This window comes from Legionella sp. D16C41 (assembly GCF_048541585.1).
Taxonomy (GTDB): Bacteria; Pseudomonadota; Gammaproteobacteria; order Legionellales; family Legionellaceae; genus Legionella_C.
Genome location: NZ_CP183303.1, coordinates 811129 through 823638, shown reverse-complemented (window position 1 = coordinate 823638; position 12510 = coordinate 811129). Strand labels below are relative to the sequence as shown.

Here is a 12510-nt window from a genome sequence, read left to right as displayed (position 1 = left end):
ACTCAGGCTACATCTGCTTAATTTAAATCCACTCTCAACCCTAGGTCCCGCGACTTGTTCGCGGGATCCAGGTTTCACGCACTTTGCTGGATTCTGCGGATAAACCGCAGAACATAGGCGGTGGATAAAATTCTGTATTTATTTAAATTAAAAATCGACCTTAAAAGCTATATTTAGCGTAATAAGATGATATTAGCCCGTCCTTGGGTTAAAACCATCGTATTATTAACTATTTAAAGCACTAATAGCTGGTACATATTCATAACCTAAATCTAGGGCAACTGCTTCATAAGTAATCATTCCCTTATGTACATTTAAACCATTTAATAAGTGCGGATCATTTAATAAAGCACCTTTAACACCTTTGGTTACTAAACTCATAACAAATGGTAAGGTAGCATTATTTAATGCAAATGTTGATGTACGTGGAACAGCACCAGGCATATTAGCAACACAGTAATGGACTACATTATCAACAACATAGGTAGGTTCTTGATGAGTTGTTACACGACTAGTTTCAAAGCAGCCACCTTGGTCAATAGCTACGTCAACAACAACTGAGCCAGGACGCATTGCTTTAAGCATAGAGCGAGTAACTATTTTCGGTGCAGCAGCACCATGTACAAGGACCGCACCTATCACTAGATCAGCAGTTGTTACGTATTGCTCTACTGCATCAGACGTAGCATAAATGGTATTGAGTTTAGCGCCAAATTGAAAATCTAATTCTCGTAAACGTGGCAAGTACTTATCTAACACAATAACCCGTGCTTCCATACCCATAGCCATACGGACAGCATTAGTACCAACAACGCCTCCACCAATAACCACTACATTTGCCGCAGCGACTCCAGGCACGCCGCCTAATAAAATACCACTACCTCCTTGCGCCATCTCTAGACAATGAGCACCCGCCTGAATTGACATACGTCCAGCGACCTGAGACATAGGAGTTAATAAAGGTAATCCGCCATCATCTTGCGTTACTGTTTCGTAAGCAATAGCTGTAACACCAGATTCCTTTAATAGACGTGTTTGTAGAGGATCTGGTGCTAAATGTAGATAAGTAAAAATTGTTTGACCTTCTCTTAAACGCTTACATTCAATAGGTTGTGGCTCTTTTACTTTAACAATTAATTCTGCCTTGGCAAAAATTTCATCAGCCGTATCCAGAATCTCTGCACCTGCTATCTGATAATCAGCGTCGCTAATTCCTATTCCAATCCCTGCTCCCTTCTCTACAAAGACCGAACCTCCAGCTCGAACAATTTCCCTAACACTTGCAGGAACTAAACCTACTCTATTTTCTTGAGGTTTAATTTCTTTAGGTACACCAACAATCATAATATCTCCTAATGTTGTTTCAATTGTTCAATTAGTTCTGGAACTAATTCAAATAAATCACCAACTAAACCAAAGGTGGCAATTTGAAAAATAGGAGCATCTGGGTCTTTATTAATGGCGACAATGATCTTTGAATCCTTCATACCAGCTAAATGCTGCACTGCCCCTGAAATACCTATCGCAATATATAATTCAGGAGCAACAATTTTACCTGTTTGCCCAACTTGGCAATCATTGAGGACATAGCCTGCATCAACAGCAGCTCTAGACGCCCCCACAGCAGCACCTAAGACGTCTGCTAATTCTTCAATAAGTTTAAATTTATCAGCACTTTGCAAACCACGCCCGCCAGAAACAATAATCTTTGCACTCGCTAAGTCTGGACGAACTGACCGACTTAACTCTTGCTTCACAAAAGTTGTCTTTGTTTCTGGAATGATATTTTCAAGTGTTTCAATACAGCAAGCTGTCTGACTGGCTGTAATGCCTTCGAAAGCCGTAGTACGAATAGTTAATACTTTTTTAGCATCTAATACTTTGACTGTTTCAATTGCATTACCAGCATAGATGGGATGTTCAAAAGTCGATTCATCTATTATTTTAGTAACATCAGAAACTTGAGCTACATCTAATTGTGCTGCAATACGAGGCATTAGATTTTTACCAAACGTGGTTGACGGCGCTATAATAACTTCATAATCTTTTGCAATAGTCGTAGCAAGCTTACTAGTATTTTCAGCGAGCTGATGTTGGTAAGTTTCATGCTCAACAAGTAAAACAACACTGGCTCCAGCTAACATTGCAGCTTCTTCAGCTACTTGTCTACACTGATGACCTATAACTAACAGCGCTGGGCTCTTATCTAAATTTAATGCAGCAGCAAAAGCACTCCGGGTTGATGAATGCATTTTTTGATTATCATGTTCAACAATAACTAAAGCGCTCATTATTTCTCCTTATTAAAGCACTTGGGCTTCATCTAATTTCTCAACAAGTGATGCAACTGAATCAAGGATGATACCCGATGAACGCGCTGAGGGAGGTTTAACTGAAAGTATTTGAACATGATCTTTTAAGTCTAGTTGCAAACTTTCTATAGGCAAACTATCTAATGGCTTACGTTTAGCTTTCATAATATTAGGTAAGCTAGCATAACGAGGTTCATTTAAGCGCAGATCAGTACTAACAACAGCAGGTAGCGGCATCGCCAATGTCTCTAAACCACCATCTATTTCTCTAACAACTTGCAATGAATTATCATTAATTTCAAGTTGAGAAGCATAAGTTGCCTGCGACCAATTTAGCAGTCCTGCTAACATTTGTGGAGTTTGATTATTATCTCCATCAATAGTTTGCTTACCCATAAGTACTATATTTGGTTGCTCTTGGTTTACAATTTTTTGTAAAACCTTAGCAATATTTAAACTGCAGTAGTGTTTTTCACTCTTAATGAGAATTGCTCTATCGGCACCTAGAGCTAGAGCATGCCTAAGTGTTTCTTGCGCCTGATCATTGCCAATAGTTACTACTATGACTTCAGAGGCAATATTTTTTTCCTTTAATCGAACCGCTTCCTCAACTGCTATCTCATCAAAAGGATTCATAGACATCTTTACATTTTGTGTCTCAACTCCCGTTTGATCTGGTGCAATCCTTATCTTAACATAGGGATCAATAACACGTTTTACTGCAACAAGAATTTTCATAATTCCTCGCTGGAAATCCAAATCAACAAGCATCTTGCCAGAGGTATATATCCAATTCAAGCTATGGCGTAATATTCATTTCAATTACTTAGAGGGTAGTTAAAATTAAATTTCCTCTTTGCTTGTAATTTAAATATAGTTTAATTTAAATCCTCTTATAAACTTTACCCGAAAGAATAAACTTCTTCCGTTAGAACAAAGTTAAAAGCTATATTTTTACTGACCTCTTGCAACTAGTTCGCACGATTTTGGTGTAGAAAAAAGTCTATTTAAACGGCTTCCATTTTAGTTCTGTATAAAAAATTAAAAATTTACTTTGTACCGATAGAATATTATCCTATTTTTTTGTTTTATATACAAGGAAGTTAAAAATCAGTCTCTATTATCTTAAATGTTAATTTTAAATAACTAAACAACTTAGGTTATTTAATTAATTACAAGCTTCTAGGTACAATTTAATAAACTTTGTAGGTAACTAGAAAATTCTTTTCCTATTTCCTGATGGCGTAAACCAAACTCTACAGCCGCCTGTAAATAGCCTAATTTTGAACCACAATCATAACGCTTACCACGAAAATGATAAGCAATCACCGGCTCGTAATTTAATAAGTGTTGAATAGCATCAGTTAATTGTAATTCACCGCGGTGATCAGCTTTAATCATTTTTAATGATGAAAAGATACGTGATGTAAAAACATAACGTCCCACAGCAACAAAATTTGAGGGCGCTTCTTCAACCGCTGGTTTTTCAATCATACCTTCTACTTTAGCGTAATCACTATTTGGTGAATCAAGTCTAACTACTCCATATTGTTGTACCTTTTCCCAAGGAACCGGCTGTACTGCAAAAATAGAGTGATTGTTATGTTTACTATATTCTGTCATGGCAGTTAAGCAAGGTGATTTTGACTCGTCAATTAAATCATCAGCCAGTAGTACAGCAAAAGGCTCATCACCAACGACATGTTCAGCACATAAAATAGCATGTCCTAAACCTAGCGGTTGATTCTGTCTAACGTAGGTAAACTGGATATTGGTGGGAGAAACATTTTTTACTAATTCTAATAAAAATTCTTTCCCTTCTACTGCAAGCCTCGCTTCCAGCTCAAAATGCTTATCAAAATGATCTTCAATAGCTCGCTTAGTAGAACTGGTAATAAAAATCATATGAGTAATACCTGCTTCTACAGCTTCTTCTACTGCATACTGAATTAAAGGTTTATCCACAATAGGAAGCATTTCTTTTGGATTCGCTTTAGTTGCAGGTAAAAATCTTGTGCCTAAGCCTGCGACCGGAAAAACAGCTTTTTTAATCAGCATAATTAACTAGCTCCATCATTTCTTTACAAGCAACCACCGGCCGGCCAACAGAATGGTAATAAGCTAACTCTGCTTCTTTTACTGCAGCTAAGGTAAAACAATTTCGTCCATCAAATAGTGGCGCCCCATTTAAATGCTTACGCAGTAAGGATAAAGAATAATTTTTAAATTCTGTCCACTCAGTAGCAATAATTAAGACATCAATATTAAAATTGAATACTTCATTTAAATCCTGGCACCATACAATATTATCCTTTGCCTTAAATAACTGCTGTATTTTGGGTATCGCCACTGGATCAAAGGCTATAATACTTGCACCCGCATTTAAAAAAGCATTGATAGCCACTAAGCTGCTTGCTTCGCGTAAATCATCAGTACCTGGCTTAAAAGCTAATCCCCAAACACCTATTTTTAAACCTATTAATTGTTGTTTAAAGTAAGCTGTTACCTGGTTAAAAAGCCAATTTTTTTGTAATTCATTAATATTATCTATTGCATTTAGAAAACCCGGGTCAATACTTACAGACTGAGCAGTTTGAGCTAAAGCTCGGACATCCTTAGGGAAACAAGAGCCACCATAACCAATCCCTGCTTGTAGAAAATAAGGCCCTATACGGGGATCCAATGCCATACCCTCTCTAATATCATCAATATTAGCATCAAATTTTTCTGCAATCTGACTGACTTGATTCATAAAACTAATCCGACAGGCCAACATAGCATTAGCAGAATACTTTGTTAATTCAGCAGAAGCCCTGCTCATAGCAAGAAAAGGGACTCCTTTATCAATTAGCGGCTGGTAAAGTTTTTTTAAAAAAGAGATTGAATAAGTATTACCACCAGCAATAATGCGATTAGCATTTAAAAAATCACTAATAGCGCAGCCTTCTCGCAAAAATTCAGGATTTGCAGCAATTTCTAGTTTAATATCTCTATTAAATGCAGTAAGCTTTTGCTGTACTAGTATTTCAATTAGAGAACCTGTACCTACAGGAACTGTTGATTTAGTAACTAAAACAGCGTCAGCCTCAGCATACTCTGCAGCTAGGTTAACAACGGAAAAAACCTGGGATAAATCAGCGTTACCATCAGGTAAGCATGGGGTGCCAGTAGCAATTATATAAATTTGACTGAATTTAATAGCTTCAATCAAATTATTAGTAAAAATTAGCTTACCTGAACCCAATTGTTCTCTTATTAGAGCCTCTAACCCTTCTTCATAGATAGGGCATACACCAGTTTGTAATAGTTCTATGCGTTTAGAGTCTATATCAGCGCAGATTACTTGATGCCCAAGCTTAGCGAAACAGGCAGCCGATACTAAACCAACATACCCAGCGCCGAAAACTGCAATATTCATTATTTTCTCGCTATATAAAAATAAGGCATTATTATTAATAAAATTTGCTCAAATAACAAATAATCTTAATTAGATTGCGCGCTGTAATGAAATAGATAGCCTGTTGCAAGGGCAACACTCAATACCCAGGAGACCAATTGGCTAAAGGAATAAGAAAAATAGATTAATTAAGGGAACCCATAACTCATGTATAAGCCATCCATTGTTTCACATTCATCTACTGGAGTTAACTTGTCATTAGATTCTTTATCGTTGTAATTTGCCATAAGTGATTGCAGTATCACTTTAACTGCATCAATAGTTTCCTTAGCTCTACTTTTAGCTTCTTTAAAATAAGCATGATGGGCTAACCTATCGATAATCACCTGGGCTGACATAAGCTTTTCCTTAATTGAGATAGGTTTTAAATCAATTGAATTTAATTCTTGTAAGGCTTGCTCAATCAGATAGCTTTTTTTTGAGCCCCGTCGCCATGTCGCAAAATATTGTTGCTGTTGTAAATGTTGATATTGCTCTAATCTAAGTGCTATTAATTTTAATTCTAAAGTTGTAAAATTTAATTTACCAGGTAGAAAAGCTTGCGGTAATAAGGTTAATGCTAGTGTATTAACTTTTGTATACTCAGCAGGTATTTGCTTTTTTTCTGAGAAACCTAATAATTGATAGATTTTAGAACATGCTGTAAAACCGATATAATACGTAGTATTCACTGCAGAGAAATTAATATTAATAAAATGTAACATTAAGGTTGTCGCTGCATTAGAGATCATTTTACTAAATTCACAGGTTATTTCACCAAGTTCACGCCAGCCGCTTACATCGCCCTTCTTAAGCCAATTACCACCTTTTGTAAGGGTAAATAACACAGCATATAACAAGGAAAGCTCCTTTAGATACAAACCAACACAAAAACCACTTGTTATATAAGGTAGTGATTTAAGAATAGTTTTAAGCCATCCAGGATCAAGTTTATCAGTAGTAGTTTGAAATAGTTTAATATTTTGTAAAAGAATAATAGTACTATCAATCAATGCTTTTTGCGTTATTGTTGTTGCTAGCCCTCTTTTCTCTTTAAGATATATGATTAATTTATCAATATATAAATCATTTAAATCATCTTGTTTAGGTATAAAATTATCTTCTTCTGTATATTGAGGCTGCTTTAATTCTTCAGCACAGGTCCTAATAAGATTAAAACATACGCCATTGTTGCGTCCGCCACTTAAGCTATTTTCTAACCACTTAACCTCGGGTAGGGCTGAGTCTAATGCTAGTTTATCGGGATGAAAATGTAGGACAAGAATTTTTTGTTGCCGATCAATTTGAGTTTCTTCAACGCCCTTACTTGTTAAAAATTGCGAAAAGAGCGTAATAAGTTGTACTTCAATTTTTTGTAATTCACTTGCTGGTAATTGTTTAGAGTCATAGGACTTATTAGAGACATTATATTGAGTATAAGCTCTTACAATATCAGCTAGGCTTTGCTTAAAGCTATTCATTATTGTATCCTTACTAGCAAAATGATTACTATTAACCTAAGAGTCCGTTTTAAAATCATTATGACTTATAAAAGGATAGGTTAAACAAGAAATCTATTACATCCTTTATTTATAGATTAAAGTAGTAATTAAAAAAAACAAGTCTTTCATAAGATGAACTACTAAAATTTATACAGCATTACTAAGGTTACATGGTTTAGATTAGTCAACTTTATCTCCATATTATACCTAAGCTAAAAATTTTGTAGTTGGTATTAAATACAAGCGATATTTATTTAACATGACTAAATTACCTATATATACTAAAAACTATTTAACCAATAACCCTCAATTATTTTTCTTATTTTTCTTTTTAGTAGCGTTATTGACACGTTTATATTTACGTAGTTCATTACTAGAATTAGATGAGGCAGAGCAAGTTATATGGGCACAACAGATTCTTTCAGGCTATCCAAATCAGCCACCTTTATATTCCTGGTTACAATATTGTTTTTTTCAATTACTAGGCATTAACTTAATTAGTCTTGCTTTATTAAAATATATTTTATTATTAGGCTGCCTATACTATTACCATCAAATTTGTAAATTTTATTGTCATAATAAATCACTTGCTTTAAGTGCTACGGTAGCCTGGGCGCTAATTAGCTCAATTAGTATGGATTTATTAAAAGATAATACGCACTCGATACTAGCATTATTAACTGCATGTATAACATGGTATTGGTTTATTACAGAAACTAAGTCTCCTTTTAACTGGTACTTACGTTTAGGCTTTATAATTGGTTTAGGCTTTTTATCTAAATTTAATTATTTATTATTTTTGCTAACTTTCTTAATCTGCTTAACTATTCAAAAAGAATATCGCGCAAAATTAATTAATTGGCGTATTTTATTTACCGTTTCTCTAATACTAATTATTATTTTTCCTTACGGTAAATGGTTAGCTCACCATTATCATATAGGCCTACACGCTACATATAAACTAACACCTATTCGAAAAACACCCTTTAATGGCTTTATTAGTTTTCTAGGCGCTAGCCTTTTTTTCACTGTACCGGCTTTAACTGCCGCTTATTTATTTTTTCCACTACCTTTTGATTATAAAAAAACAGCAGCAAATAAATTGTTGCTTCATTATCATCTTATTTATTTTCCTGTTTTAGCTACAATTATTTTATTAGCAGGCATTCGCAATTTTGAAACCCGTTGGCTCATTCCTATCTTATTTTTAAGTCCGCTTGTTTTTTTTAGTTATTTAAAACCTAATAGTAATTTAACTATTTATACTAAACGCTTTATTCTTTTTTGCTTATTGGTTCAGCTTAGCTTTTTAATTATTTTAAGTTATAGAAGTTATTATGGGCAAAATAAACGTCAAACGATACCTATTAGCGAGATTGCTAAAATTCATAAAACCAATTTACATCATATTGACACCTTAGTCTCTGACTCCTATTGGTTACTCGGAAATATACAATTACAATTTCAAAAAACACCATCTTATTTAGTTAATAACCAAGTAACCAATATCCCTTTAGGTACCACACTCCTATTATGGGAAGGTGAAACTATGCCTTACTGGGCTGAGCAATTAGTCAAGCAGTATAATGCTACTTATATACATTGGATTAAAAGTGAGAAAACAAACCACGTTGTGGCAGGGCAAGCCCTCATTAATACGCTAAATCCCAAGACGGCTTAATGAAGCAGCTCAAGGCAAGCTATTTAAAACTTGGTGAAAAGTCAAACATAAGTGGGGTTAAGGCGAACATCAGGTAAAGCAACATATATTATTTTCTATAAGCATTTTAAACATGATGTTCGTGCACTGCGCTAAACAAAGACTTTCATTGAGCGAGTGCTATTTATTACTTTAAATTGAGACTGAACTTTTAAAACGAGAAGCTCGTTCTCTAGTAATTAGATATAAATTGCGCGAGTAAATAAAGACACCGCTAAACTGTCCAACTATAAATACCGGATCTTGCTTATAAACAGCATACATAAACAAGGTAATACCACCTAAGAGACTTAAATACCAAAACGTAACAGGAATAACACTTCTTTTCTCTCGTTCACTAACTAACCACTGAACGATAAAACGTGCTGAAAAAATGCCTTGACCGATTAAACCAACTATCAGCCAGATATAATCTTTATTCATTAGAAAACTCCGGAGCACAAGGGCGTCTTAGTAACCAACGTACGCCTATTAAATCATGAATGCCAACAAAAACTCTGTTCATCACACCATACTTAGAAACACCATGCCTGCGTGGCCTATGGTTTACTGGTACGTTAACTAGTGTATAACCTGCACGTTTAAATAAGGCTGGTAAAAATCGATGTAAATGATTAAAGTGCGGTAAATTTAAAAATGCATCACGCGGAAATAACTTAAGACTGCAACCTGTATCTGGGCATTGATCATTTAAAAAAAGTTGCCGAACCTTATTACCAATCACAGACGAAATTTTACGTAAGTGGTTATCATCGCGCTTTTTTCGATTGCCCAAAACTACTGTCTTAGTATCTTTAAAATAACTCCATAAGTATGGGATATCCTTTGGATCATTTTGCCCATCCCCATCTAACGTTACCAATATTGGATACCGTGCAGCCCTTGCACCGCTAACTAAAGCTGCACTTTGCCCATAATTATGTTTATGACACAAAAGCTGTAAGGTATTATTTTCTCTTGCTAAGTGGCGTAAGCGATCTACTGTGCCATCGGTACTACCATCATCAACAAAAATAACTTCAAAGATAAACTTATCTGTAGGCAACGCAGCTACAATTTCTTGATATAAATGTTCTACATTATCAACTTCATTGTAGACTGGAATAATAACTGATAAAGAAATTAAACTACTCAAAACGTCCTTCCTAATTAAACGATAATTATTACAATTTATCTTGCCAAGCAAGCTCTAACCAAGATTTTTTTAAAACCCAATATACGAAGCCTACTACTAGTATGGCTAAGTAAGTGGCAGTTAATACATCACTAAAATAATGATGAATTAATAATACACGTGAGATAGCAATCGCAAAACCACTTACTATATACAAATAAAAATAACGCGGAAAAAGAATACATAAACCAAAAGCAATCGCCATAATAGTTGCTGTATGCCCGGATGGAAAAGACCAAAACGCCGCTTGCGTCTTCAGCCAGTAAAAGCCGTAATAGTGACCGTCAAACCAAATATCAGGGCGAGCACGGCCAAATATAATTTTCAATGTGCCACAAAATAATCCACTTGTCACAACACACAACCAGAGAAACCACATGCGCGCCTCCCAAATACGATTAATTTGGATATAGCGAAAATAAAGTCCACTTACAAAAAAACTAGTAATATAAAAAACACCTAATCCTAGGCGAGTAAAAAGTTTTAAGTAGACAAAATTCACTCGCAAGTTCAGCATCGCTAAATATTCAGCTAATGGCTTATCAACATAGAGAAATAAAATAGAAGCAATTAAGATATAAGTTAAAATAATATATGGCCTTGTCATAATTGAAATTAAGCGATTAAACGGTGCCATTTATAATTTCTCCTCTGTTTCTTGACCGATAAGAAATAAGGTTATCCAACGTCCTTTGCTATAATTAAATCCTCTTTCTTGCGCTAAAATTTTTATTTTATTAGTAAGATAAGGCCAAGATTGTAATGATTTATTATCGACAATAGCTAATTGTTGAGGTTGAGTTAACAATTGAGCAATCGCAGTATTAAGATCAACAAAACGGACCAGCTTGGTATCTAGGTTAAAGACGAGGCTTGGCTCATCAAAGCCTACAACTAATAAAGGTTGTTTCTCAGCAATTTTGTTTTTATCAATATACTGCGCGATGGTGTGTGTTAGCCATATTGGTTTTAGCGAGGGTAGCAGGCGATTAAAAATTAATGGAAAAACGATAGCTGCCATTAGAAAAACAAATATTACACTATGATTAAACATACTTTGGCGGCCAAAATAAATTGCACTAACAGAAAAAATAACAATAACTGCGCCGATAATTACACTATCAAAGCTTAATTCTTGATTTAAACTATATCCTATTAAAATTAGTGCGAAACCAAAACCCACTGATAATATTAACCAAAAATACTGCAAAAAATTTAACCACTTACTTGATAACAAATAGGTATATTGTTTAATGGCTAAGGCACTTAAAATGGCTAAAGCAGGAAATAGGGGCATGACATACTGCGGCAGCTTAGTTGGCATGCATTCAAAAAAAATCCATGAAGGAATTAACCAAGATAATAAAAATTTAACATAGGTTAAGTGGCGATTTTGCCAAGCATAAAGCCCAGCAAGCCACAAAAATAAAGAGGCTGGCCAAAAAGTAATAGGTAAAATAGCTAAATGGAATAAAGGCGGCTTACCATGAGATTCATGCCCACCTTTTAATTTAGGCAGTAAATCTTTATTAAGCATTTGTAATAAGTAATTACTTTGCTCAGCTTCATTAACTAATAACAACCAGATTAATGTTAAACCAACTACAAACAGTAGTCCTGGTATTAGCTTTAATTGTTTAAGCCAACTAACTTGCTTTTCTATCAGACATAAAGCAACAATAGTTAATATACCAACTAAAGGCGTAACACCTTTTAAAACAATACCGAAAGCCATGGCCGACCAAAAGCATAATGGCCAAACCCAAGATATTTTTTGTTGTTCTTTATAATTCTGATAAATAATCCATAAAGCGCCTTGCATTAACACAACTGAAAAAAGCAAAGTTGCATCAATGACTGCCATATGAGCTTCAACTACTAATAAAAATGTAGAACCAAGTAAGCCTGCAGCTAAGGCAGCAGTTTTTAAATCAACAAAGCGGCCAGCAAAAAGATAGGTTAATAAGAGGGATAAAAAACCACCTAATATGGAAGGGATACGATAAGGCCAAATTTGGTTAGACTTAACATCGCTAAGTCTCTTAACACTAGCAGCTTGCAACCAGTTAATACCTGGAGGTTTTTGAAAGCGCGTTCTATCTTGAAAGCGAATTTGAAAATAATTGCTGGTTTGGAGCATCTGCTTACTTGCTTGAGCAAAATGTGCTTCATCCCGATCAATAACAGGTATCTTATTAATGCCTAGTGCAAATAACATCAGTGAAAATAATAACAATAAGAAACTTATTTTAATCTTTTCCAAAGTCAAAGACCAAATTCTATTAATGCTTGAATGTAACGTATAATATAAGACCAGGCATGGAAATGCTAGGGCCTGTTGATAATTGAGTTATAACAGGAAATGA

The 12510-nt window shown here is 34.8% G+C and carries 11 protein-coding genes; 1 reads left to right on the top strand and 10 read right to left on the bottom strand.

Translation table 11 applies throughout. The annotated features are described in order from the left end of the window. Window positions 1-225: 225 nt before the first annotated feature. From ald to ACNVED_RS03640, 6 genes are all read right to left on the bottom strand, one after another. A complete protein-coding gene (ald, locus tag ACNVED_RS03665) occupies window positions 226-1344 on the bottom strand; it encodes an alanine dehydrogenase (protein ID WP_419420408.1) in 1119 nt (372 codons plus the stop codon). 8 nt (window positions 1345-1352) lie between these two features. Then, on the bottom strand, window positions 1353-2291 hold the full coding sequence (locus ACNVED_RS03660) for an electron transfer flavoprotein subunit alpha/FixB family protein (protein ID WP_419420407.1): 939 nt from the start codon (window positions 2289-2291) through the stop codon (window positions 1353-1355). Between the two features lie 12 nt (window positions 2292-2303). Then, window positions 2304-3050, bottom strand: a complete 747-nt coding sequence (locus tag ACNVED_RS03655) for an electron transfer flavoprotein subunit beta/FixA family protein (RefSeq protein WP_419420406.1) — start codon at window positions 3048-3050, stop codon at window positions 2304-2306. A gap of 444 nt (window positions 3051-3494) precedes the next feature. Beyond that, the gene (gene galU, locus ACNVED_RS03650) at window positions 3495-4373 is read right to left on the bottom strand and encodes a UTP--glucose-1-phosphate uridylyltransferase GalU (protein ID WP_419421140.1); all 879 of its coding nucleotides are present in this window, start codon (window positions 4371-4373) and stop codon (window positions 3495-3497) included. Beyond that, window positions 4360-5730 (bottom strand): UDP-glucose dehydrogenase family protein, encoded by a 1371-nt coding sequence (locus ACNVED_RS03645; RefSeq protein ID WP_419420405.1) that lies wholly within the window; start codon window positions 5728-5730, stop codon window positions 4360-4362. The genes galU and ACNVED_RS03645 overlap by 14 nt, the downstream gene beginning before the upstream one ends. A 167-nt stretch (window positions 5731-5897) precedes the next feature. Continuing rightward, window positions 5898-7229 (bottom strand): hypothetical protein, encoded by a 1332-nt coding sequence (locus tag ACNVED_RS03640; RefSeq protein ID WP_419420404.1) that lies wholly within the window; start codon window positions 7227-7229, stop codon window positions 5898-5900. Window positions 7230-7509: 280 nt separating this feature from the next. Here ACNVED_RS03640 and ACNVED_RS03635 point away from each other — a divergent pair, with 280 nt between their 5' ends. Continuing rightward, window positions 7510-8931, top strand: coding sequence for an ArnT family glycosyltransferase (locus tag ACNVED_RS03635; protein ID WP_419420403.1), 1422 nt, complete (start codon window positions 7510-7512; stop codon window positions 8929-8931). Window positions 8932-9102: 171 nt separating this feature from the next. On the opposite strand, the gene ACNVED_RS03630 is transcribed toward ACNVED_RS03635, so the two are convergent. Genes ACNVED_RS03630 through ACNVED_RS03615 form a run of 4 tightly spaced genes read right to left on the bottom strand, consistent with a single transcriptional unit; the run spans window position 9103 to window position 12407 of the window. After that, window positions 9103-9393, bottom strand: coding sequence for a lipid-A-disaccharide synthase N-terminal domain-containing protein (locus tag ACNVED_RS03630; protein WP_419420402.1), 291 nt, complete (start codon window positions 9391-9393; stop codon window positions 9103-9105). Continuing rightward, window positions 9386-10105, bottom strand: a complete 720-nt coding sequence (locus tag ACNVED_RS03625) for a glycosyltransferase family 2 protein (RefSeq protein WP_419420401.1) — start codon at window positions 10103-10105, stop codon at window positions 9386-9388. The genes ACNVED_RS03630 and ACNVED_RS03625 overlap by 8 nt, the downstream gene beginning before the upstream one ends. A 28-nt stretch (window positions 10106-10133) precedes the next feature. Continuing rightward, window positions 10134-10781, bottom strand: coding sequence for a phosphatase PAP2 family protein (locus tag ACNVED_RS03620; protein ID WP_419420400.1), 648 nt, complete (start codon window positions 10779-10781; stop codon window positions 10134-10136). After that, complete coding sequence (locus ACNVED_RS03615; RefSeq protein WP_419420399.1) at window positions 10782-12407, bottom strand: ArnT family glycosyltransferase; 1626 nt, start codon at window positions 12405-12407, stop codon at window positions 10782-10784. Window positions 12408-12510 lie beyond the last annotated feature (103 nt).

What these genes read in the sequence shown, in the direction of transcription:
- ACNVED_RS03620 (WP_419420400.1), bottom strand. Translation starts at nt 10,781, where the DNA reads ATGGCACCGTTTAATCGCTTAATTTCAATTATGACAAGGCCATATATT.
- ACNVED_RS03655 (WP_419420406.1), bottom strand. Translation starts at nt 3,050, where the DNA reads ATGAAAATTCTTGTTGCAGTAAAACGTGTTATTGATCCCTATGTTAAG.
- ACNVED_RS03630 (WP_419420402.1), bottom strand. Translation starts at nt 9,393, where the DNA reads ATGAATAAAGATTATATCTGGCTGATAGTTGGTTTAATCGGTCAAGGC.
- ACNVED_RS03645 (WP_419420405.1), bottom strand. Translation starts at nt 5,730, where the DNA reads ATGAATATTGCAGTTTTCGGCGCTGGGTATGTTGGTTTAGTATCGGCT.
- ald (WP_419420408.1), bottom strand. Translation starts at nt 1,344, where the DNA reads ATGATTGTTGGTGTACCTAAAGAAATTAAACCTCAAGAAAATAGAGTA.
- ACNVED_RS03660 (WP_419420407.1), bottom strand. Translation starts at nt 2,291, where the DNA reads ATGAGCGCTTTAGTTATTGTTGAACATGATAATCAAAAAATGCATTCA.
- ACNVED_RS03635 (WP_419420403.1), top strand. Translation starts at nt 7,510, where the DNA reads ATGACTAAATTACCTATATATACTAAAAACTATTTAACCAATAACCCT.
- ACNVED_RS03640 (WP_419420404.1), bottom strand. Translation starts at nt 7,229, where the DNA reads ATGAATAGCTTTAAGCAAAGCCTAGCTGATATTGTAAGAGCTTATACT.